We start from the raw sequence: 24514 nt of genomic DNA on the forward strand, positions 1-24514 counted from the left end.
GTCAGTAGTATCCTGGATCGTTTTCGGTGCGTCGGTACTGTGGAACCCCTCGTTGCCCGTGGGCGTCAGCGACGACGTTGTCGTGCGTTGTGCCACCAGCTGCAGCATTCGATGGAGCACCGCTCGAGTTGGCGCTAGAGCCCCGATGGCGGCCACTAATCTGCTGACCGGCGACTTGCCATGCCGCAGCTTTCGGCCCCCACCGAGCAGCCGTTGTGGCAGCGAGTGGGCCAGCGACTTTCGCAGCCCCGAGTGTTGCCCCAACTGTGACCGCTCCTTTCGTTGCACCACCGATGGCTTTCGCCGTCAACGGACTCGCATACGCGAAGAGCTTCCAGATGAGAACGAGCGCGAAGATCGGGAGCGATGCACCAATAATATAGCTTAGAAACGCGCTCTCCGGGGCAATGGCAGAGTTTGTTCCTGTCCCGAAAAGAAGATCATAGCCACGGAAGAGGATTGCAACCGGTAACGGCATAATCGCTAACGGAACGAACTTGATCGCGATTTGCTTCGCAATTCGAGAAACAACGGGGAGATACCCATACGCGACTGCAATCGCAATCGGTGTCGCGTACAAGTAGATGTACAAGAGAATCTCGCGAATGAAAAACAGCGCCTGTAAGATCCACATCGCAATCCCACCGATACCAGCCATCAACAGTGCCAGCGCTGGGTTCGTTATTGAGACCTCGAGGAAGTCTAAAACGCCATCGATGAGAGCATCAATACCAGGGACAAGGGCAATTGTGAAACCGTTCACCAGGTAGAGGGCAAGGACTGCAACCCAGTACCATGTCACGATCAAAACAGCACCAGTCCAGGCAGATCGTCTGGCTTTTCGGGCCTGATAAACACTCCCAAAGTCGAAGATACGAATGGTGTGATGTCCCTGAACGAATATCACGAGCAACAATAGCGATAAGAGCATGATTTCGCCGGTGACGAGTGCATCATGCAGCCCTATCCACGGTTCATTTGTTGGCTGGCCGAAGACGAAGTTCCCGTCCGTTTCAGGAACTGGTGTTCCAAACAGCTCCTCTGAGAGGTAGTCGTATCCGTCGATGAGTCCGTCCTGAAACCACTCGATGATCGTCTCAACGATGTCTTCGAACCATCGGCGACCAAACTCAGTGAGCGACATCGGATACATACCCTACTCCACCTCAATTTCGATATCGCACTCAACAAGATCCTCTCCGGTATACGTGACCTCATAGTCTTCAGAGACTGCATCGTCCAACATAGCAGTCTCAACAGCGACTTCAAAGACTCCATGCTCAGTTTCCGGAGTACACGAAACACGCTCTGATGCCGCTGAAAACGGCCGCCGCTGACTGTAGATCGTGACTCGTTCACCGGGGGGAAGGTCAATCGTATCTGCATAGCTACCCAGATCGCTTTCCTCGTCATAGATACCACTCTCGTCATACTCATCTCTACTCGGCGTTTGGCGTGGAACGTCACCAGAAAAGGCGAGATGAGTTGCAGCATCAGGACCACTTCCTTGATTCTTGAGTGTGATGATAGTCTCTGTCCGGACCTCACGGTCACTCGCCCCCTCAAACATCTCATCCGGATGATTCCGACCGAGTCGCAGGTCGGTAATACGGATATCGGACTCAATCGTCACTGACTGCGTGGACTGTTCATCGCCGTCCTCGAGCGCAATAATCTCGTACACACCGGGATCGTAGTCAGTCCCAATCGCAATCGAATCACGACTAACACCGGATACAATCGACAGTTCGTCGAACAACTCACCATTGGGGTCGATGACGTTTATCTGGTCAATCGACGACTCATTAGTGAACTCGAGGACGAGGTCCGTGTCCTCGAGAAAGATGTCCGTGAAGACATCGTCACCGTCGAAGTCATTCTCCCCGTTTTCGGAGCCACTATCGGAACTACTGAAGCAACCACTCACGGCGACAGCAGCGCCGGCTACGATTCCACTGAGGACGGTTCGTCGGGGTATTGGATTCTGTGTCATGGGTTGTGTTCGTCAGGGATTCGAAGAAACGAGCCGAGTTTCAGACCCGCATACAGAGCCACGAGAAACGGAATCGAGAGCCAGACAATATCGACAAACAGTGTAAACCAGCCACTAGCGGTCGTCAGCGGATGCCAAGACACACTCGCTGTATCTCCAACGTACGCAGGGTTGTTCATCCGCCACGAATCAGGATGGTACTCTGCAGTGTGAATACCGGGCTGTGTGAGTGTGACCGTCGCTTGACCCGTTGCGTTTGTCTCGACACGCTCACCGGCAATCGAGATGTAGCCATCACGCGTCGAAGCGCCGATTGGCCTAAATCGAGGATCGTTCTCGAACGGGTCCTCGAGCATGATCGGGTTCCCAGTCTCGACGTCGTGAAGCGACACCTCGAGCGTCATCGTTGACTCATCCTGCTCGAGGATTTCGACAGATAACTCACTCTCACGGATTTCGCGTTCTGCGCCACCTTCTGGCTCGACTAACTCAGCAGTCGTCCCACGGACGATACCCTGTACCTCGAGGTGATCACGGTCGAACTCATCGTACCGTACGGCAAGCCCATACGAGCGCGTATAGGGTTCCTCGAGAACGTCGATATCGACGTGTTCGTGGATCGTCTCATTCGGGGACGGACGGTCACTACCCCACACTTCGACGATGTCTGGTCCGTCATAGATGGGATCTGCACGAGGACCAGCCTCGGATGGATACGCCCTCACAAACACTGGCAGCGCATCCGAGTGACGCTCAACACTATCTGTTGCTGAAGACTCTACGAGGTGATCCCAGTCCGTGTCTCGAGCAGTGTAATAGCGCCAGTTACCACGAACGGCAGCGTCCCCATCTTCTGAAAGGATGTATCCATGCCACGGCTGTGCCTGGTAGATCGCAACGCCTGTGTCTCCATCTGGGTACTCAGCGTAGTAGATCGATGCCGACAGATCGTAGACTTCGACCTCGAGGTCACTCGAGACCGTGAGATTATCGACCTCCGTTTCAGTCTGGTTACCGCCTGGTAGCTCTCGTTCGTGCCAGACCTCGATATCTGCTTCAAACGTCAGCGTTGATGGCCCGCTCCCATCGAGAGCATACTCGAGTACTGGGGTATGCGTTCCATCCTGCGTTGAAATCGTCTCTTCATCCTGTTTCAGCCGAACCTCGTCAACGCCGTGCTCGAGCACAGACCAGTCGCTGGAGAACGTGCTATTGTTGCTGCCGGGAGTGCGGACACGATAATCTACAAATCCACGAAAATCACCGTCAGGTGCGACATACTGCGGTGTCTCCGTCTCATCTTGATGGACGATCGTCGATGGTTGAAGCGCAAATGATGTTGCATGAGCCTCTGCTATCACACTCGAGTTCTGCGTCTCAGCACTCGCCGGGTACACCGATGTGTTTCGATCACCGGCCTCGAGTGTATCAAAGTCTGCTGCAGTCCAGGTTGCCGCTGTATCTGGAGGTTCAGCAAACGAGATGTCAGTGCACTCTCCAAGTTCTTGCATGTCGGTTCGGTTCTCGCCATGTTGCTCATAGTACTCCTCGTCGCTGCGACACTCGTTTGGCAACTTCGACCACAGCGTTGCTGTCTCGTTTTCGTCGAGCCCACTCCCTCCGGGGTCGGGTCGTGGCGGATGGTCAGTACTTGCGGTGCTGGGGACCGTAATAAGACTCCCAGCGAGGAGGACGATCCCGATGGAGAGTGCCAACTGACGTATTTGGAGAGCCATGGACTTGCGTATTCAGTTGGGTGTCTGGATCACCACGGCACCAAGTCAACACATTCGGCGAGCGGAAGCCCCATCGTCGATCCGGCCACAGTATACAGCGGCCCGAGGACGAGCAGGATGATCGCAGATTTGAGAGCAGTTCTCTTGTGTTGTTTCAGCCCCTTTTTCTGCTCAGGATTCACGGTGAACATCTCAGCGAGTGAATCCGCTTGCCAGACAACAACCAGACCGATGATACCGAGTGCTGTCGTGATCTGGAAGAAGCCCGAAATCATGTCCGGAAGTTGCTCTGCTTCGCAGACTACGCCGTCCTGCGCGACGACCGGTTTGATCAGAACGAGGCTGAACAGAACTATCGAGAGGGATAGCTGCCGAACAAGCCGCCACGGCACGCGCCCAGAGTTCGTCCGCGATTCTATCGACTCCGTATTTTCATCGAAAGGTGTCGTCATCTTTGGTCACGTTGGGGAAAGTTGTCTGCGTCACTCTGTTGTGGACTGCTGCATTGACTCCGCCTGCTCTGCAACTAAGTGCTCTAAATCATCGATTCGGCTTGTCTGCTCGAGGATTTCATCAAATTCATAGCCCTGTTCAACTGCCTGTTCAAACAGGGTGCGAAATTCGTGTGGGTTGATGTCACGAATTTGCATTTCGTCTTTGAGCGCTCGGCGAAAGAGCGCAGACGCATTGATGTGGCCGTTCCACTGGAGGAACAGTTCATCTATCTCCTCGAGGGTTACTGATCGTGACTGCATAGAGTTTCTGGAGGGGATAATGGTGAGTGAATCACGCTGCCTCACCATTTAGTGGTGGTCTCCAGTATATAAATTCTTCTAATGTAATTACTAAATTATTAGTCCTCTGGTGTGGATTTTGGTTGAATAGGATTCCACTGCAGCTCAAGAGAAAAGGGTAACTGGACATGGTCGAAACCGAGGTAAGCACCTTCAAACAACAGTGTTCTAATCGATAGATCAAGCTACACCAGTGTTACCTCATTGAAGGTGGGAAGTATCTACATTTTCAGAGTTGAAGCGACACGCAGTGGCCACTTGAGAGGATATGACTTGAGGACTGACGCTACTGAGTAAAGTGGGAGTATTATTTCAAGAGCCTCTGAGCACCTTTTGGCTATTACACCGGCAAAGTCAGACAGTACGCCTCAATATTTGGGGCAAGTGAAATGACCTGCTCGCGTTTTCTCAGGTTTGCTTTCCGGGAGTGGATACGAGTCTCCAGTTGTCCAAGACGTTGTTTCTGGTTCCGAATTGCGATGCGCATATCCGATCCCGTTGTCGCTTTTTGTTCGTACGAATCGATGAACGACTGGATCCGATCTCGTTCTGCTTGCTCATAGGCTTCCAAGTCAGAGAGTTCTTTCTGAACGTCCTGCTGACGGTTTTCGAGGAGATCTTCGCGGATGTCGGCGACCATACTACTGATGTACCTCTCAGCGGCGTCCTCGAGGTCACCTCGTTGTTGGACCGTGATGGGGTCTGGCCCGAATTCTTTTCACACTCGGTAGTTACAGTGAGGGAACGATCTTGGAAAATTCCTCGCCCAATGTTACGGCCACCAATTTATTCTATTATACTAGGGTATTGTTTTAGTATCTCACTACCATGGTAGTTATATATCGACGATACCGTACCGGGCGACGATGAGGCACTGGAATCGACTTCTTACAGCACTAGGTCTCTTTATCCTCACTATTGGCGGCGTGAGAACAGGTAATGCGTTGTTGAGCGAAGGAATACCACTGGATGACGTACTGGCAGGGATAGTGATTGAGGTAATTCTCATCGGCCTTCCCGGCCTTGCACTAATGTTCGTTGGATTAATGTTGCCCAAGTGGTCAATACTGCCTGTATTCTATTCACGAATTATCATGTTCGCCGTCGGCGGTGTCGTCGTCGCAAGTGTTGTTACCGTATTGAGACAATTGCATCCTGCCGTTGAGATAGTCGGTATAACCACCAGTACACAGCTCATCCTATTGTCGGTCGGTTCGGTTGCAGGACTCTTGTTGGGCGTTGAAAACGCGCACACCCTCACGAAAGCCAAAACCCTCGAAAAGAAAAACGCCGAACTTGAACAGAAGTATCGTCTAGAGAAACAGAACAAGGAACTGAAACAAACGGAGCGACGCCTCGAAGAAGCGGTATCGGAACTGGAATCATCAAACGAACGGTTAGAAGAGTTTGCATACGCCGTTTCCCACGATTTGCAGGAACCGCTCCGGATGATCACGAGCTACCTGCAACTGCTTGAGCAACGATACGAGGACGACCTTGACGACGAGGGCGAGGAGTTCATCGAGTTCGCAGTCGATGGGGCCGAACGAATGCGCTCGATGATCGACGGGTTGCTCGATTATTCGCGGGTACAGACGCAGGGGGATCCGTTCGATACCGTCGATCTTGATGATGTTCTTGACGATGTTCTCACCGATCTACAGTTCAGGGTCGAAGAAAGCAATGCCGAAATCGAACGTGAGCCATTACCGACGGTCGAAGGCGACAGAAGTCAATTACGGCAGGTATTCCAGAATCTGCTCACAAACGCGATCGATTATAGTGGCGAGGACCCTCCACGAATATACATCTCGGCGGAACGCGATGGACCGGCGTGGACAATATCCGTCAGTGACAACGGTATTGGGATCGATCCGTCCGATGCCGAGCGCATCTTCGGTATCTTCGAGCGCCTTCACTCGATCGATGAACACACTGGCTCAGGTATCGGGTTGGCAGTTTGTAAGCGGATCATCGAGCGTCACGATGGAACCATCTGGGTCGACTCTGAACCTGGTTCAGGATCGACGTTTTCCTTTACGCTCCCCGATGCCGAAGCTGTATCAAACGACCTCAATCATAACAACGAGACGAAGCCCACCCGCCACACCTATAGTAACCGTTAGAATTTTCCGCCCATAGATTGTTGCTACTTCTAATGGATCATCTCGACGAGATCTCCGTCGAAGAACTTCACGACGCACTCAACAACGTCGAGGGAAGGAAGCCGACACAACGGCTGTTAGCGGCAATTGCGTACAAAAACGGCGTTACGCAGACCGAACTAGCCGAGTGGCATAACACCGGCCGGCGAACAATCTATAGTTGGCTCAAACGACTCGACACTGACGAGTCGCTTGAGCAGGCCGTTACTGATGCTCACCAGTCTGGAAGAAAACGAAAAATCTCAGGAAAAGAGCAACAAGAGTTCGAAGAAACAGTCCACAGGTCTCCTGAAGAAGTTGGCTTTGACGCGCCGGCGTGGACGCCGGCGCTCGTCCAGCAGCATCTCGCCGAGACATACGATGTCGAATACTCAATCCCGAGTTGCCGGCGGTTGCTCAAAGAAGCGGGATTGAGCTTCCAAAAACCACGCCGTACTGCCGCCGAATCAGATGCTGAGGATCAAGAAACGTTCCGCGAGGAACTCAAAAAAAGCGGCGGGAAATGGACGCCACAGTAGTCTGTATCGATCAAACCAAGAAATCCGTCCAAGTTGAGCCGCGTGCCGCGTGGTTTCCTCGCGGCACGCGACCGTCTGTTGAATTGTCCGGACAACGCGACTGGACGTGTCACTTAGGCGAGATCACCGAGGACGGTGATCGCTTTTTCTCTCGATTTGAAGAGTACGTTACCGCCGATCACGCAAAACATTTCATTCTCGCGTTATGCCAAGAGTTCGAAGATGACTTGATTATTGTGTTGGATGGAGCGCCGTATTTTCGGGCGTCGGCCGTCACGGACCTGGCGGCCCGTGACGACCTCGCCTTCGTAACATTGCCAGCGTATTCACCTGAGCTAAATCCGGTCGAAGAGTGCTGGAGACAACTCCAAGCGGCACTCAGCAATCGCTTCTTTGACTCACTCAACGAGCTCACAGCAGCGATTGATACAGCTATTGATCAACTCTCGCTTCCAGAAGTGAGCAATTATTTCTAACGTCTACTATAGTATTCCTTTCCCGATTTTTAAACCACAGTACTATGCGGAAACAAACAGAATCTACAGGAAGATGGGCGTCGAAGGGACGAATCTATGACCGAAGAGAGACCGGCGTATCTATCCCTCAAAAACCGAACGGTTCGACGCCGGACTCCACAAGCGTTCGATCGCAACGGAACTGCAACGGAGCCAGCCGATGGCGATTGCTCCGATCACGAGTGGCCGGCGTGCTGGGACGCCGCTGCATCGTTGCTCGAGTGGAGCGAGCCCTACGATCGCATCGTCGACGAGGAAAATGCGCCGTTCTACCGATGGTTCGTTGGTGGGCGCTTGAACGCCGCAGAAAACTGCATCGATCGCCATCTCGAGGAGCGGAAGAATCAGGTCGCATTGCGGTGGGAAGGGAAACGTGGCGAGCGTCGAACCTATACGTACTACGATCTCTATCGCGAGGTGTCGGCTGTCGCAGCCGCGCTCCGCGACCTCGGCGTTGACGAAGACGATGTCGTCACGATCTACCTGCCGAAACTCCCTGAGTTACCGATCACGATGCTCGCCTGTGCCCGTATCGGCGCGCTTCATAACGTCGTTTTCTCGGGGTTCGCCCCCAACGCGCTCGCTGAACGGATGCAACGTGTCGACTCACGCGCGCTCGTCACATGTGACGGTAGCTTCCGTGAGGAGACCGTGATCGATCAGAAGCGGAAAGCCGATACGGCACTGGCATCGATCGAAGAATCGCGCCCGACGGTCGTCGTCGATCGACTCGGTTCGAGTCACGATATGCACCTCGGTGAGAACCAATACGACTATGACGATCTCGTCGAGGCGTTTGCCGGGGCGAACGTGTCCCCAGTTCCGCGGGAGGCAACCGACCCGCTCTTTCACATCCACACGTCAGGAACGACCGGCGAACCGCGACGGATGACTCACTCGACCGGGGGCTACCTTACAGGTGTCGCGTGGACGGCCCAGACCGTATTCGACCTCGTGCCGGGGACCACGATCTGGTGTACAGCCGATGCTGGATGGATTACCGGTCACTCCTACGTCGTCTACGGGCCACTGCTCTCGGGTGCGACGGTCGTTCTCGCAGAGGGAAGTCTCCGCTATCCGGACCGCCACCGTCCGTGGGAGGTGATCGAACGGAACGGTGTGGAGGTCTTCTATACGACGCCGGGAGTAATCCGGACGTTCATGAAGTGGGGTGAGTCGTTTCCCTCGTCACACGACCTTTCGTCGTTGCGCCTACTCGGTAGCGTCGGTGAGCCGATCGGTCCGGACACCTGGGAGTGGTACTACACCCACGTCGGCGAGGAACGGTGCCCAATCGTCGACACGTGGTGGCAGACCGAAACTGGATGCGTCCTCATCTCGGTCCGTCCTGGAATCGACGAGTTAAAGCCCGGTTCAGTCGGTTCTCCGTTACCCGGAATCGAAATCCAGATCGTCGACGAAGACGGCCGCGAGCTCCCGCCGGGCGAACCCGGCTATCTGACGATTGACCGTCCCTGGCCGTCGATGCTTGTTCCGCTCGAGGGAGACCGGTACTGGGTTCTCGCAGAATACTGGCAGGCGTTTTCGGACCCACGGGCGGATTCCTGGCAGTACTTCACCGGCGACCGCGCCGTCGTCGACGACGACGGGTACGTGACGATCATCGGCCGCAACGACGACGTCATTACGATCGGCAACCGTCGCATCGGAACGGCCGAACTCGAGGCTGCAATAACGACCGTTGACGGCGTTACCGAAGCCGCTGCCGTCGCTGAGCGTACTATTGGTGAGACCGCGCTCTGCGTCTTTGCGACACTTGAGCAAGGGCAGCAGGATCGGACCGCCATTCAGGACGCGGTTGCGGATGCAGTCGCTGAACACGTCGGTGAGTTCGCACGACCAGCGAACGTCGTATTTACACCCGAACTACCCGAAACCTACTCCGGAAAGACGATGTACAAACTCCTCGAGCGCATTGTCAACGACCGACTGCCCACGGATAGTGACACCCTCAGAAACCCGGAAGTCGTCGGTGAGCTTACGACGATTTGGAATCAGGAGTGAGCAAGACGAGAGTGTACCCGATTACGCCGTCTCGTCCGCTGGTGACGGGGTATCTTCGCGGTCTCGAGTCTCTGTTGGCTGGTTCGATTCTGGAGGCAACGGTGAGAGACGTTCGTGTCGCCTCCTTCGTCTATTCGGAGCCGACGCCTTGCGTCCTATCCAGTACGAGTGTCAGCATCGTCTGCGCGGGGTCGAGCCTCGAGCGGGCGCATCATATCATGATCTTCGTGCTCGATCATATGGCAATGCCACATATATGTGCCTGTCTGATCGTTGAATACCCCGTCGTACTCTCCGAAGTGGACGACAACGTGGACGACTTCGGCGGGGTTTACAGTGACCACGTCATGCTACCCGCGTTCGCTGTGGCCACAGCAACATCATTATGGTTCATCCGGAATAAACTATCTATACGCACCTCGGTAGCCGCTAGAGGCACCTCGATAACCATGACCAAAGTCCCTTCCCAGTTACAGACGTTCGATATCGCAGAAACCGACGACGTAGTGCGAGCGTATCTACAAACGGAGTGTCTGGATCACCCGACGAGAGGACCCTACATAAAATCACGAGTACTGTACGAGGGTATCGAAGACGAGATCGACGACCGGTTCTCTCTGGAGTTGTTCGGGTTATTCTGTGAAAGTCGACCGTACTTGGAGAAGTGGTCAAGAGGATACAACGGATCGTATCGCTATCGAATCCTACGAGAGCACCTCCGCTAACCGTGCGCCGCATACGAATTGCTGATAGGAGCGGCAATAGTACTTAATAATCCGACTGGAGCGAATCTTTATATCTATTTGACCGGTACGAAGAGGTATGGCCAAACAGACGGCGAAAACGACGGAACGATCCCTGGTCGTAATCAATACGATCCAGAAATTGGGCGGTGCAACACTCGATGAATTGACCGGTGAATTAGAGATCGCGAGAAGTACGATTCACCTCCACCTCCAGACCCTTCTCGAAGAAGGGTATCTCACGAAGGAAGGCGCAGTTTATCACATCGGATTACGGTTCCTCAACCACGGCGAGTATGCACGCTCACGCAAAAAGGCGTACACACTGGCGAAACAGACAGTAACAGAACTTTCCGACCGAATCGACGAAGAGGTCGAATTCGTCGTGGAGAACGATAATCGCGGCATTCTCGTCCACGAATCCTTCCATCCGGACAGCCACTTTCCGTCCAAGGAACGACATATATCCACCGCGCCTAGCTCCGCTGGGATCTACTATTATCTCCACAGCGTTGCAACCGGCAAAGCGATTCTCGCCGAATTACCCGACGAGCGCGTCGAAGCAGTACTGGACGACAGGGGACTCCCTAGACAGACAGCACACACCATCACGGACCAAGACGATTTTATCCGCGAACTCGAGCAGATTCGCGATCGAGGCGTTGCATTCGCCGATGAAGAGTACGTCGACGGTCTCAGAGAAGTCGGGCGACGTGTGACAGGTCCTGATGGGAGCGTTCTCGGTGCAATCGCCATCATCGGCCCGAAGTATCGATTCACGGACGAACGGTACACCACCGAGTTGCCGGAGATCCTGATAGAATACGTCGACGACCTCGAGACCGAAATCAGCGATTCGTACTTGGACGATTATCGCTAAATAATCAGATCTCTCACGTGGTTCAGCAAATAATCCGAGTATGCTGTATCATTATATGCACCCCTGTTTTTGGAACGAGATGACCAATCACCATTACAGTAGTATGGATGTAATTCCGAAAGCCTAAATCCGTCACCGACATTGTTCGGAAAACTCGGACTATTATATAATGTCGGACGAACACGTTGTATTCCAGGAGAACCGCCAACTGTCGTCAACCGTACTGACAGCAGTTAGGTCGGCGAAGAACCGACTAGAACGAGAATTCTCCCTCACAGTGCGATAAGCGATACGTAGCGAGCGGGAGCACGGTATGATTCGTAGCGAACAGGTAATTACGATCCGTCTCTGTTGACTTCAACTATCGTCCCGATCATCGTCCACGCCGATTCGTCTACACCCTTCCGTCCGACCAGAATCGATTCGTTATCCGTGCTCGTGATGAATCGATAGTCCGCGTCATCGTCCTCGCAAACACCTTCCGCCTGAAATTCCTGCTGAAAGAATTCGGCACCGGAAATATGAAATATGGCTGTCGTTCCGTCGTCAAGCGTCAACTCGACGGGGTCGGGACTGATCTGGTGTATTCGTTTCGCGGTCGGATTGAGGTCTGCCATACGTACGTACTGACGGTTGCGGCCTATAAGTCGTGTTGATTCTGCGCTAGATAACCTCGATGACTTCCTCGAGTACATCTGTATCAACGAACAAAATGACGTGGTCTCCCGGTCTGATTACGGTCGTTCCGCGAGGCGTCACGAGTTCACCGGAGCGAGAGATCGCACCGATAATGACCTCGTCCGGAAGGCTCGCCGTAGAATCCCTGATTTCGCGATCTGCGAGAGTACTCCCTTCGGTAACGACGATCTCGATCACTTCCGCGCGATCGTGGTTGAGCAGTACGATTTTTTCAGTCGGAATCAATCGGGTAAAGCGAATGATTTCCTCGGCGGTCTCCTCGCGTGGATTGACAGTCACGTCGACGCCGGCAGCTTCGAACAGGTCGGCGTACTCTCTGTTCTCGACGATAGCGATGGTTTCACCGACGCCGAGCTGGCGGGAAACTAATGATACGAGTAAGTTTCGTTCGTCACTCGGCAATGCAGCGATGACGATATCGACATCATCGATGTGTTCACGCTCCAGAAATCCGATGTCCGTGGGATTTCCCTCGAGTACTGTCGTGTTCGGGAGTGCTTCAGCCGCGTTTCGAGCGCGATCAGAATCCTGTTCGAGTAACCGGGGACGATAGCCGTGTTCTTCGAACAGCCGAGCTATTTGAAAGCCGATCTCACTCGCGCCGGCGATAACGACCTCGTCGGTCGGACTTCGCGACGATAGTGAAATACGATTTGCGACGTTCGTAACGCCGCTAGCGCTTCCGATGACTACGATCCGATCGGCGGCCCGTATGGCGGTTTTTCCGGCCGGAAGCACCAGTTCGTCGTCGCGGAAGATCGCTGCGACCGTGACCGATCTGTCCAGATCTATCTGGTGCACAGTTTGATCGACGAACGGACTCTCGGGGTTGACTTCGAACGCAGCCATTCGAACGAGACCGTTGGCAAATGTATCAACCTCCTGTGCAGCAGGGAGTCCTGCGATCCGAAACGCCGCTTCGGACGTCAACGAGTCCGTGCAGATCATGAAATCGACACCGAACGCGTCCGGACGGCCGGTCCACGTTTCGAAGAGCGTTCGACGTCTCACTCGAGCAATAGTGAACGCGTCGGAGACCATCGTTACGGTCGCACAAATAACGGTATTGACCTCGTCGTTGTCGGTACACGCGATCACGAGATCCGCCCGATCGATTTCAGCCTCGCGTAGTATTTCGATATCTCGGCCGTCTCCGTGAACGGCGAGGACATCGTACGCGTATGCGAGTTCGTCGACGATCCGCTCGTCGCAGTCGACGACGACGACCTCATGAAGGTCTGCGAGCGTCGCGGCGATCGCTCGTCCGACTTCACCAGCCCCAATGACCGTTATACGCATCGGACTCGTGTTCGACTGATACTTAAGTGGTGACCTGAGAGCGGCATCGGTGACCGTCATTGATTTCTATGGAGCATCCGACAGACCGATCGACCGACCATATGGTCGTCTCGTCCCGGATGTGTTCACGTATAGAGTTCGTGGACCATTATGAGTTCCGTTCGTGGACGATTCTGTTCCTGGACAGTCCCAAATTCCGGTGCAACGACGACCGAGTCGATTACTATCGGTATCGATCCACCGTTGCTTCCAGGCTAAGTGGTGAACGCTGAGTAGTAATAGATACGAACTCTCACAGGCGGTCGGGCCGCCGTCATCCAAACCGAAGACACGACAGCTTCTGATCTCGTCTCAGAGGCTCTCAAATGGGGTCTGATACCGTCTGATAGATTGCTGACCAGCCAATCGTGTAGCTCGAGTGAGTCAGCCACCGTGACTGGGTCACACGCTCGCTCGATAGCACGAGAGAATTGTTCGATATAGCTGGATTATTATATTCAAGTGCCAATTCAGGAATCATATCTCTGGATACGGCGCTCCCACAATTTTGTATAATACTCTGGATCTTGCATGGAAATATCGATACCAGTGCAGTCATTACAGACGTACGTCTGTAACGACAATTGAGCGGGAAGCAAACGGGGCAACAGGATCCAATCATGCTGCACTTTTAAGAGTAGAGTTATCAAAATCCTCCTGCAGTGTCTGTATCGCTGCTCTGTCGATGACCGATACCTTGATTACGACTCCTCACAAACGTTCGTATTCACATGGGAATGGGTAACTATGACCAGCGTGAGTACGAACGTCGCGAACGGACAATCTCCGAAATTGAGTCCGACTCGGACGACCAGCCGAATGAGTATCGAGGCAAAATAACGTTCGACGACGGCAGTTCAACCAGCGAACTCCTCGAGAACCTCCAGAAAATCAAATCAAACGAATCGTGATAGAGGTAGAGAATAAACCAGACCAAACGATTTATCTCGATCCGACAGCTACTATTGTACATGGCGCTCGACGAGGTCCTTAGCGGTGACCAGCTCACAGGCCGACAAGCCGCGACGATCTTCTTCGCATGGCTAACACTAGTGTTACTAGCTGGAATTACTCTCCTACTGATTACGAGTAATACCATTGGATAGATGTTCGACTCCGATCACATGATTCAGGACGTCTCGCCCCTCACTTTCACCGAACTGTGACGTTCGATGAGCATCTTCGAGGTGCTGGCCCCATCGGTAGGTGAATCGAGACTCCAGGTGGTAGTTCGCTCTCCAGACACCGACGAGATGCGAGCAGCTACATGAACACTCTCTCAACGAGCAGCTGAACCGGCCCGATCTGTGTATTCGCTGGGTTAGCCCCCTTGAGGTCGTTCGCGATGCTGATCATGGACAGTGAGTAGTGGACCGTTGCCGTGATGATCTCAAGCATCCGTCGAAAATTCCAAGAGAAAATCGTGTGGCGAGACGCGCATTATCGAGGTCGAGGACGCTACGATGGCGGATACGGATTCGATCCGTTCACGATTGACATGGCCGTATCGGAAGCGAGCGATCCATCTCGAGACATTCAAATCACGCGTCGTGTTACGGAATCATATGGAGAAAGACGACTCTCGTGAGCATGTTGTTCCGGATAGTGACGATGAACTACCCACGGCGGACGTCCACGGATACGATTTCCGCGGAGAGTTCGATTTTCACGACCTTATCGCGTCCTATGAGACAACGGGATTCCAGGCGACACAACTCTCCAAGGCCATCGATATTGCCGAGCGAATGCGAGAAGAGGAAGCAACGATCTACCTCACGTTCACCTCGAACATCATCTCCTCGGGATTGCGTGAAGTTGTCGCGTATCTGGTCCGCGAAGGGTACGTCGACGTACTTATCACTACGTCCGGATCGCTCACAGAGGACGTTATCAAGACGGAGAAACCGTTCAAAATGGGCGAGTGGGATGCTGACGAGGCGACGCTTCGCGATCGAGGGATCAACCGTCTCGGAAATATTTTCGTTCCGTCCAATCGGTACGTGTGGCTTGAGGAGTACCTCTACGACTTCTTCGACAACTTCTTCGCGGACGAAAAGGTGCGCACGCCGACAGCGTTCGCACGAGAACTCGGGGAGACGCTCGACGACGAGGACTCCGTCTTGAAGCAGGCCGCAGACAACGATGTCCCCGTCTACTGCCCGGCGCTGACGGACGCCGAAGTCGGTAATTTCCTCTATTATTACAGGCAAGGATACGACTCAGAGGTTGGGATCGAAATTCTGGACGACTACGACTCGCTCATCGAAGACGGCCTGCTCGCGGATACGACGGGATTGATCGCTGTCGGAGGTGGCGTGCCAAAACATCACGCAATCATGACGAATCTGTTCCGTGGTGGTGCAGACTACGTCGTCTACATCTCGACAGGAATGGAAGGAGACGGGTCGCTCTCGGGCGCGCCACCGAACGAGGCAGTGTCGTGGGGGAAAATCAAGGACGAGCAGACAAACTACACGCAAGTCGACGCCGAAGCAACGCTCGTGTTTCCGCTGTTAGTTGCGAGTGCGTTCACAGAGCGATAGCCGCACAGTTAGCGCCTGATTCGAACCTCTCGCTTCGGTCGGCATCACCGTTCACTTCAGAATCTTTAACCGATCATATCGGTACACTGGTCCGATTACGTTCTCGAGCAGGACTTCGGGGAGATACTTCAGTGACTTATCTGGTTTTCATTATCCCCATATGAACTGTCGCTGTGAATCCCGTGTTATCTCGACGGGATCGATATGTAGATAGAGAAAGTTCACGTGGCTGGCAGCCTCGTGCCAGCAACTATATTGCGACGTGACATAGTACGTTGAACTATAGTAACTGTTAGAACTTTTTGCTCGGAGATTATTATAAGAGATAGTGAAGGATATCCTCGAAGTAAGGGTCCTGTTTTGCTTCGACATCCGGGTCGAATCGGTAAATCTTCAGATGAACTGTATCTTCGGTTGTCTCTGCTTCAGCATCTTCTCTCTTTTGACCAACTGCTCGTGCTTTCTTTTCGTCTACTCGTTGTTGGTGAGATTGCTCTGTGGTTGTCTTTGAAGACACGTTATTCCTTGTGACGGTCCCCCGCGGCTTTACAATAGTAGTAGAAGGTCTTCTTTAAACACAAAACGAGAACTGTTTCGCCTGTCTGATCAGCGTAATCTTCCTGAATGAAAGGGTGTCATAGAACGATGTGCATGGGTTCCTTTCACTCGTGCAAGCGATTCGTCAGAGGACGAGTCGGCCGTCATAGCCAAATATCCTATCGACCGAGCGGACCTGAACGCCCGATTCGTCTCCGCCTCCCGTTCACAAGGATCCTCAAGTACATAAGCCGTCATTGGGATCTCGGCACGGCGGGATACCATGGTGTCACCGGTAACATGTATGGCTCCGATTCCGACTCCGTAGGAATCGTCAGCCCCCGTATATCGGGGGCTCTCATATATTTACATACTATGCGTGGCTGCACCAGGCGTCCCGGGCGGGAGCTATCGCGTCGTGAACTGGTCCTCGCAACCGGTGCTGTGGGTCTCTCGGCGTTCGCAGGGTGTACGATAGACGATTCGAGCCCACCGTCGGGAGACGAAACGGAGACGGGGGCCACGATCACGGGACACTCCTCGCCCGACCTCGAGAAGTGGGTTGACGAGGTCCCTCGGCCGGACGTGCTCGAGCCGTCGGGGACGAAGGAGGGACAGCCTTACTACGAAGTGGAGATGCAGGAGGTCGAGCAGCAGCTCCACGGCGACCTGCCGACGACGACCGTCTGGGGATACGACGGCCGGTACCCTGGGCCGACGATCGAAGCCGAGCAGGGCGAACCGATCTATGTCCGGTGGAAGAACGACCTGCCGGACGAACACCTCCTGCCCGTGGATACGACGCTGCACAGCGACGCGATTCCGTACGACATGCCGGGGATCCGGACTGTGACGCACCTCCACGGGGGCAACGTCGAAGCCGAGAGCGACGGTAACGCACAGGCGTGGTTTACCCGCGACTTCGAGGAGACGGGACCCGCGTTCGAGCAGCGGGACTATTACTACGCCAACGAGCAGCCGACGTCGACGATGTGGTACCACGACCACGCGATGGGGATCACGCGACTCAACGTCTACGCCGGTCTGGCGGGGTTCTACCTCCTCCGCAACGACCACGAACGGGAGCTCGACCTGCCCAGCGGCGAGTACGAAATTCCGCTCGCGATTCAGGATCGGAGCTTCGAGGATGACGGTTCGCTGTTCTATCCGACGACCATCGCGGATGAACAGGGTGGCAGCGACGACTCCCATCCCGATCCGAGTGTAGTGCCGGAGTTCTACGGCGATACGCCGGTCGTCAACGGGAAGGCCTGGCCCCGGCTGTCCGTCGAACCACGACCATACCGGCTCCGGTTCCTGAACGGATCGAACAGCCGATTCTACCGACTCGAACTCCTGCAGTACGACGAATCATCGGGCGAAACCGGAGGCAACGGCCCTGCGTTCGTCCTGATAGGGAACGACGGCGGCCTCCTCACGGAGCCGGTCGAACTCGAGGATCGCCTCGAGCTTGGCTCAAGCCAGCGGGCCGACGTCGTCGTCGACTTCTCCGACTACGCGGGCGAGACGCTGTTGCTCCACAACGATGCGCCCGCGCTGTACCGCGGCGACGGAAGCGACGAGAGCGACGACATCGTTCCGCTCCACGAAGTGATGCTCGTAGACGTCGCCGATTCCGGATCCGGTACGGCGGCCGATGACTCCGACGTTGACGCCGACTCAGTACCGAGCGAACTGACCAGGGTTCCGGAAATTCCCGTCGACTCGGTCGACACCGAACGCTATCTCACGCTCGCGATGGACACGGACGAGTACGGCCGATCTCGCCACCTGCTGGGGACAGCCGAAGAACGCTCCGGCATCCCAATGATGGATCCGGTCACCGAGATGCCGACGCTCGGTGATACCGAAATCTGGAGCCTGGCCAACTTCACCGGGATGTCCCATCCGGTTCACCTCCACCTCGTCCACTTCCAGGTGCTCGGCCGCCAGCCGGTCGGCGACTACGATCCGGACGAGGACGCGATCGACCCAGACACACTCGAGGACCCCGAGCCGTACGAACTGGGCTGGAACGACGTCGTGACCGTCGACCCAGCCGAGGTCGTCCACGTCATCGCCCGCTTCGGAGAGTTCGAGGGGCTGTTCACCGACCAGACGGGCAGATACATGTGGCATTGCCATATGCTCGAGCACGAGGATCACGACATGATGCGCCCGCTTGAGGTTGTCCCACCATCCGACGATGACGACTCCCGCAGAGATGACGACTCAATTGGTGATGGTGCCGAATCGGATGCCGACGATAACGATACTCTGGACGGCGACGATGGATAACCGGCGGTGTTTCGAACAGTAGGGACAGCCCCTGAACAAGCAGCTGGTACACACTATTGGGAAGATACGGCTCTGTTGAAATCCTCCCCATCATATATTAACTCTCATCGAACTACTCCTCACTTCAGTTGTGGACTTGTTGTGGCAGTGTGCGGGCATGATGAGGTGTTCGGATAGAGACGCCGCCCATAGCGAGATAGCCGATGCGCTGTTGGCTATAGGATGGCGGCCACCTACTCAGTAGTCCATGGGTTGTTTCAATAGAGTTTACACGCAGCTGTCTGTAGTAGTAACTATGGCAGTTGAAATCACCTCGAGGTATCACAACTTGAAAGATCACTACAAAACACTCAGCGCGCTGCAGTCACAGCACATCATCCCCACACTCCAGATCCTGAAGATTCTGTTAAGCTGCGTTAGACTTTTCAAGAGTGAGATGAACAGAAGGAGAAAGGGCTTTCACGCGACGCCCGACAGAAATAATACCGGTTTCATTAACTAATATGGCAGGACCTAAAGTGCACGATGAAGCGATACTTGGGGCCATCAGCAAGCGCCGTGATCTGATCAACGACGCGATTCCTGAAGAGCTGCCAATCCACCGACCTAAGCGTCTCTATGAGGCCTCGCGCTACCTGCTGGATGCGGGTGGCAAGCGGCTCCGGCCGACACTATTATTGACTACCGCGGAGGCACTCGCCGACGTTGAGCCGCTCTCAACTAATTATCGGGAATTTCCTACCTTCGATGGTGGTACCGTTGATATGATAGCTGCTGCTGTCAGCGTCGAAATCATCCAGTCGTTCACGCTGATCCACGACGATATCATGGATGATGACGACCTCCGCCGAGGCGTTCCCGCCGTCCACAAGGAGTACGATCTCGGGACGGCTGTCCTCGCAGGAGATACGCTCTACTCAAAAGCATTCGAGATTATGCTTGATACCGGTGCTAGGTCGGACCGGACAGTTAAAGCCCTCGACGTGCTGGCGACGACCTGCAGAAAACTCTGCGAAGGCCAGGCGTTGGACATTGAGTTCGAGCAGCACAGCGACGTCACGCCCGAGGAATACCTCAAAATGGTTGAACAGAAGACCGCGGTCCTCTATGCCGCGTCGGCGTGTCTCCCGGCAATTCTGCAAGGAGCGGACGACAAGACGGTCGATGCACTGTACGGCTACGGTCTCGATATCGGACGTGCATTCCAGATCCACGATGACGTCCTTGATCTAACTGTACCTAGCGAGAAGCTCGGCAAACAACGAGGGAGTGATCTCGTGGAGAACAAACAGACTCTGATCACCGCCCACGCCCGTAAACAGGGACTGGAAATCGAGGAGCTGGTTGATACTACTGACATTGATGCCGTCACCGAACGCGAGATTGACAATGCTGTAACCGAGATCGAGCGTGTTGGCTCAATCGAATATGCTACCGATCAGGCATATAAGTTCGTTGACCAAGGAAAAGCTCGGCTTGAAGTGCTGCCGGACAATGAAGCCCACGAACTACTCTGTACCATTGCAAACTACCTGATCGAGCGCGATTACTGATCGGGTTCTGATCGTCAATCCCCTTCTCAAATAAAAGCTGTTCGCGCTGTCTGGAGACCTCTTAACGGACAAATGGTGGCAGCGGTTTTCAGCCAAAACACATTACGCTGGTGAAACAACAAAATTTGACCGTCATCTGGACGTCTGCACGAACCCGGCTGCGGTGTTCTTCGCCTGTTTCGGGATGACTCCACCTCGCCTCTGATAACTTGCTGACCATCAAACTGAACAAGCTCGTGAAAGACAGGAGCGAGTTCCCCTCTGGGTTACATACAACTCGTAGCCGACTGTCTTCTCGACGCAGCAGTCGTGTCCGGGTTAGACCCGACGTTCATTCCGTCAGGCTCGGTTATTTGGGAGGGGTTATTCGACATTGACCGATTGATGAATTCTCTACACTGCTCATTGGAGCGTTCGATCAAGATTATGGACAACACATGCAAGAGTGAGTTCACGAAACTGCTTCCACCAGTGTCGTGAACGGACGAACGCACCGTATTTTCGCTTGAGACGGGAGTTCACTGTCTCGCTCTGGCTCCGTTGACCGTACAGTTCAGTATCCAACCGAGCGTTCCACGCTTTCTGCAGTAATGAGAACTCACGGTGTTTGATCAGTGGACGAATCGAATTTTCGCGGGCCAGCGCCCGAATCTGCTGATCATCGTATCCCTCGTCTCCAAGCATAACTTCGACTTCAGATGAGTTGCAGTTGATGAGCGATGGTGCGATCTGCGTATCGTGTTTTCGGGTCGTTGTAATGTGAATATCGAGGATAGCGTTCGCTTTGGTATCGACTAAGAGCGTGACTTTCAGCTGCTGAATCGTCAACTTCACCCGTTTCGTGTAGTGCTTCGAGGCGTGACTGCGGTCAAAGCCGGAGGCATCAATTCCGACGACACCGTTAGTCGGGAGGAGTGTGACTGAAAGATTGAGAAGAACACGCCAAACAGCCACATTGAGCCGGTTGAATGCCTTACACAACGTCGAGGATGAGGGGAGTTCCGCAAGATCGATGGCTCTCCGAATTCGAGGCATCTCGATGAGCTCGTCGAGAAGTATCGGGTACGTTGTGTTCTTTCGCACTTTGAGGCAGAGCAAGACGATGTGCTGGTGGAGTGTGTAGCGCCGTTTTGAGAATTTCGGGGAGTAGCGGGCGACAGCTCGTCGAGCCAAATGGAACGTCTGCTCGACGAACCGAAGTAGCTGGGACGTTGGGAGGGTCTGCATCCACTCGCATTACTGGCTAAGTCTGTAACTCTCCAAGGATTTCAACAAAGCCCTCGAATCACTCAATGAAGAAATCGGGGCTCACGACCTGAAGTTCGCTCCTGATCCGGCCTGGGGCGATAAGAGTGCACTCGGCGGCGCGATCGGCAACAACTCGACCGGATCCCACTCCCTGCAGTATGGCAAGACCGACGCCTACGTCGAAGAGGTCGAGGTCGTCCTCGCGGACGGAACCATCACTACCTTCGGCGAAGTAGAGATCGACGACCTGCCCGAGTTAGCCGAGGGGGACGACCTCGAGTCAGCGATCTACGGCGAGGTCGCACGGATTCTGGAAAATAAAGGCGACCTCATCGAGGAGGTATATCCTGATCTCAAACGTAACGTCTCCGGCTACAACCTCGACTGGCTCGTCGAGGACGCTCGCGGAGCCGAACGCGGCATCGGGGAACCCGACGCGGAGGGCGGAATAGTCAACCTCGCAAAACTGCTCTGTGGCAGTGAGGGAACACTCGCAATTGTCACCGAGGCAACCGTCTCGCTCGAGACGGTTCCCGAAACGAAGAGCATGGCGCTGCTGGCCTATGACGCAGTCCTTGACGCGATGGATGACGTCGAGCCTATCGTCGAACATGATCCCGCTGCCGTCGAGGTGCTGGACGACGTCATGATTGACCTTGCGCGGGAGACCCCCGAGTTCGCTTCCGTCGCGGAGATGCTCCCAGAGGGGACGGCCGCAGTCCTGATCGTCGAGTTCTACGCCGACGACATCGAGGACGGTAAACGGAAGGTCGCGAACATGCTTGCCGACCGTTGTCCGGACGTCGACCCCGAAGGTGTGGCCGACAACGAGGACGACGACGCGCGGACGATCACCGACGCCGACGTCCTAGCGTTCGACGCGCTCGAGGCCTACGACGCCGACAGCCGCACGAAGATCTGGAAGCTGCGCAAGTCCGGGCTCCCGATCTTGCTCTCGCGGACGACCGACGAGAAACACGTCGCGTTCATCGAGGACACGGGCATCCCGCCCGAGAACCTCCGGGAGTTCGTCGTTGACCTCCAAGAGGTCCTCGAGGACCACGAAACCTACGCCAGTTTCTACGCTCACGCCGGTCCCGGCGTGCTTCACATCCGCCCGCTGGTAAACACGAAGACACAAGAGGGCCTCGAGGCGATGGAGTCGATCACCGACGACGTGACCAGCCTCGTCGTCAAATACGACGGCTCCGTCTCGGGCGAGCACGGCGACGGCCGCGCCCGTACCCAGTGGAACCGGAAGCTGTACGGCGACGAGATGTGGGAGATCTTCCAGGAACTGAAGTCGGTGTTCGACCCTGACTGGCTCTTGAATCCAGGCCAGGTCGTGTTCCGAGAAGACAACCCCACCGACATGACGGAGAACAACCGGTTCGGGCCCGACTACGAGTTCGACGCAGAGTTCGACCCAGCCCTCGAGTGGGACAACGACAACGGATTCCAGGGAATGGCCGAGCTCTGTCACGGCTGTGGCGGCTGTCGCGGCGAGCAGTCGACTACTGGCGGCGTGATGTGTCCAACGTTCCGCGCCGAGGACGAGGAACTCCTCTCGACCCGGGGCCGTGCGAACGCTCTTCGCCAGGCGATGAGCGGCGAGTTCGAGCCCGAGGAGCAGTTCAGCGACGAGTTCGTCGAGGAGGTGCTCGACCTCTGTATCGGCTGCGAGGGCTGCAAACACGACTGCCCGAGCGGAGTTGACATGGCCAAGATGAAGGCAGAACTCACCTACGAGCACCACAAGCGACACGGGACCTCGCTGCGGGACCACATGTTCGTGAACTTCGAGACGCTGGCGAAGGTCGGTTCGGCGACCGCGCCGCTGTCGAACTGGGCGACGAAACTACCCGGTAGCGGGATCGTCGCGGAAAAGGTACTCGGCATCTCCCGGGAGCGCGATCTGCCGACGTTCCGCCGGAATACCTTCGCAAAGCGGGTCGCCAATCACCGGCCGACAGTCTCCTCGCGTGAGGCCGACCGAAAGGTGGTCCTCGTACCCGACGTCTACACCAACCACGAGTACCCCGAGGCCGGCGAAGCCGCGCTCGAGGTGCTCGAGGCCACCGGCGTCCACGTCGAGGTGGCCGAGCCCCGCGACGTCGGTCGTCCAGCGTACTCGAAAGGGATGCTCGACGAGGCAGCTGAGAACGCGAACGACACCGTCCACGCACTGCTACCGTACGTCGAAGACGGCTACGACGTGGTGCTGATCGAACCCTCTGACGCCGTCATGGTGCAGTCAGATTACCTTGACCTCTTCGATCACGAGGACGTCCGGACGGTCGTCGAGAACACCTACGGCGTCTGTGAGTACCTCGACCGGTTCGATCTCGACCGCGAAATCGACTTCGCTGCACCCAACGACTATCTTGCCTACCACGGCCACTGCCACCAGAAAGCCCACGCAAAGGATCACCATGCAGTCGGGATCCTCCGGCGGGCTGGCTACGCCGTCGATCCGCTGGACTCGACGTGCTGTGGCATGGCCGGCTCCTTCGGCTACGAGGTCGAACACTACTCAATGAGCAAGGCCATCGGCGAAGTCCTCTACGGCCAGGTCGACGAGAGCGAGGGTGACCGCGTCGTCGCGCCGGGCGCGTCCTGCCGGACCCAACTCGAGGACCGTCCGGGTGCGACCGAAGAGCCCCCGACACCGATTGAAGTCATCGCCGAGGCACTCGAAAACGGTAGCGATCGCCGGTAAGATTCGAAAACAGGGCCCACGACCGAGACGACGACCCCGCTTTTCGTTCCGAATGACGGCACAGCGACACCGGAACTCACAGTTGGTCGATTCGACCCACACGGACTGGTCTCTGACGGTGACGACGTCGTGGGACTTCTCGGCTGCAACGGTCGAACTGACACTACTAACGTTGTTCACGATCCGGCCGACATTTTGCTGCCGATGAAG

General features: G+C 55.2%; 17 protein-coding genes and 2 pseudogenes. 9 read left to right on the plus strand and 10 right to left on the minus strand.

What is annotated here, in order from left to right; genetic code table 11:
• Nucleotide 1: 1 nt before the first annotated feature.
• The 6 genes from B2G88_RS18045 to B2G88_RS18070 all read right to left on the minus strand — a co-directional run bounded on the left by B2G88_RS18045 (nt 2) and on the right by B2G88_RS18070 (nt 5163).
• Complete coding sequence (locus tag B2G88_RS18045) at nt 2-1153, minus strand: hypothetical protein (RefSeq protein WP_176393290.1); 1152 nt, start codon at nt 1151-1153, stop codon at nt 2-4.
• A gap of 3 nt (nt 1154-1156) precedes the next feature.
• On the minus strand, nt 1157-1993 hold the full coding sequence (locus B2G88_RS18050; RefSeq protein ID WP_087715585.1) for a hypothetical protein: 837 nt from the start codon (nt 1991-1993) through the stop codon (nt 1157-1159).
• Nucleotides 1990-3729, minus strand: a complete 1740-nt coding sequence (locus tag B2G88_RS18055) for a hypothetical protein (RefSeq protein WP_245835448.1) — start codon at nt 3727-3729, stop codon at nt 1990-1992. Before B2G88_RS18055 ends, B2G88_RS18050 begins: the two co-directional genes overlap by 4 nt.
• A 29-nt stretch (nt 3730-3758) precedes the next feature.
• Nucleotides 3759-4181: a hypothetical protein gene (locus B2G88_RS18060; protein ID WP_054861997.1), complete on the minus strand. Its 423-nt coding sequence runs from the start codon at nt 4179-4181 to the stop codon at nt 3759-3761.
• A 30-nt stretch (nt 4182-4211) separates the two neighbouring features.
• Entirely contained in the window at nt 4212-4484 is a 273-nt protein-coding gene (locus tag B2G88_RS18065) for a hypothetical protein (RefSeq protein WP_054861996.1), read from the minus strand.
• 379 nt (nt 4485-4863) lie between these two features.
• Nucleotides 4864-5163 carry a hypothetical protein gene (locus B2G88_RS18070; protein ID WP_054861995.1) on the minus strand — a complete coding sequence of 100 codons (300 nt, stop codon included), beginning with the start codon at nt 5161-5163 and terminating at the stop codon, nt 4864-4866.
• Nucleotides 5164-5389: 226 nt separating this feature from the next.
• Here B2G88_RS18070 and B2G88_RS18075 point away from each other — a divergent pair, with 226 nt between their 5' ends.
• From B2G88_RS18075 to B2G88_RS18085, 3 genes are all read left to right on the plus strand, one after another.
• Nucleotides 5390-6649: a sensor histidine kinase gene (locus tag B2G88_RS18075; protein WP_087715586.1), complete on the plus strand. Its 1260-nt coding sequence runs from the start codon at nt 5390-5392 to the stop codon at nt 6647-6649.
• Between the two features lie 32 nt (nt 6650-6681).
• Nucleotides 6682-7682, plus strand: a protein-coding gene (locus B2G88_RS18080; RefSeq protein WP_087715587.1) for an IS630 family transposase whose coding sequence is annotated in 2 segments (ribosomal slippage) — nt 6682-7174 and nt 7174-7682 — 1002 coding nt in all. Because the reading frame shifts where the segments join, the coding sequence is not laid out codon by codon here.
• A 96-nt stretch (nt 7683-7778) separates the two neighbouring features.
• Nucleotides 7779-9746 carry an acetate--CoA ligase gene (locus tag B2G88_RS18085; protein WP_087715588.1) on the plus strand — a complete coding sequence of 656 codons (1968 nt, stop codon included), beginning with the start codon at nt 7779-7781 and terminating at the stop codon, nt 9744-9746.
• Between the two features lie 155 nt (nt 9747-9901).
• Here the strand turns inward: B2G88_RS18085 and B2G88_RS18090 are convergent.
• Nucleotides 9902-10096, minus strand: a pseudogene (locus tag B2G88_RS18090) (multicopper oxidase domain-containing protein); the annotation flags it as partial.
• A gap of 472 nt (nt 10097-10568) precedes the next feature.
• On the opposite strand from B2G88_RS18090, the gene B2G88_RS18100 reads away from it, so the two are divergent.
• Nucleotides 10569-11369 carry an IclR family transcriptional regulator gene (locus B2G88_RS18100; protein ID WP_054861992.1) on the plus strand — a complete coding sequence of 267 codons (801 nt, stop codon included), beginning with the start codon at nt 10569-10571 and terminating at the stop codon, nt 11367-11369.
• 335 nt (nt 11370-11704) lie between these two features.
• Here the strand turns inward: B2G88_RS18100 and B2G88_RS18105 are convergent, their stop codons facing one another.
• On the minus strand, nt 11705-11986 hold the full coding sequence (locus B2G88_RS18105; RefSeq protein WP_006825315.1) for a hypothetical protein: 282 nt from the start codon (nt 11984-11986) through the stop codon (nt 11705-11707).
• A gap of 46 nt (nt 11987-12032) precedes the next feature.
• Entirely contained in the window at nt 12033-13367 is a 1335-nt protein-coding gene (gene trkA, locus B2G88_RS18110; protein ID WP_087715632.1) for a Trk system potassium transporter TrkA, read from the minus strand.
• A gap of 770 nt (nt 13368-14137) precedes the next feature.
• On the opposite strand from trkA, the gene B2G88_RS19270 reads away from it, so the two are divergent.
• From B2G88_RS19270 to idsA3, 4 genes are all read left to right on the plus strand, one after another.
• Entirely contained in the window at nt 14138-14317 is a 180-nt protein-coding gene (locus B2G88_RS19270) for a DUF5786 family protein (protein WP_140408908.1), read from the plus strand.
• A gap of 654 nt (nt 14318-14971) precedes the next feature.
• Nucleotides 14972-15949 (plus strand): deoxyhypusine synthase, encoded by a 978-nt coding sequence (locus tag B2G88_RS18115; RefSeq protein WP_054861991.1) that lies wholly within the window; start codon nt 14972-14974, stop codon nt 15947-15949.
• A 912-nt stretch (nt 15950-16861) separates the two neighbouring features.
• On the plus strand, nt 16862-18784 hold the full coding sequence (locus tag B2G88_RS18120; protein WP_087715589.1) for a multicopper oxidase family protein: 1923 nt from the start codon (nt 16862-16864) through the stop codon (nt 18782-18784).
• A 503-nt stretch (nt 18785-19287) separates the two neighbouring features.
• Nucleotides 19288-20337 carry a geranylfarnesyl diphosphate synthase gene (idsA3, locus tag B2G88_RS18130; RefSeq protein ID WP_087715591.1) on the plus strand — a complete coding sequence of 350 codons (1050 nt, stop codon included), beginning with the start codon at nt 19288-19290 and terminating at the stop codon, nt 20335-20337.
• Nucleotides 20338-20739: 402 nt separating this feature from the next.
• On the opposite strand, the gene B2G88_RS18135 is transcribed toward idsA3, so the two are convergent.
• Entirely contained in the window at nt 20740-21564 is an 825-nt protein-coding gene (locus B2G88_RS18135) for an IS5 family transposase (RefSeq protein WP_054861990.1), read from the minus strand.
• A gap of 52 nt (nt 21565-21616) precedes the next feature.
• On the opposite strand from B2G88_RS18135, the pseudogene B2G88_RS18140 reads away from it, so the two are divergent.
• Nucleotides 21617-24304: pseudogene (locus B2G88_RS18140) on the plus strand (FAD-binding and (Fe-S)-binding domain-containing protein); the annotation flags it as partial.
• Nucleotides 24305-24514 lie beyond the last annotated feature (210 nt).

This window comes from Natronolimnobius baerhuensis, assembly GCF_002177135.1.
GTDB lineage: Archaea > Halobacteriota > Halobacteria > Halobacteriales > Natrialbaceae > Natronolimnobius > Natronolimnobius baerhuensis.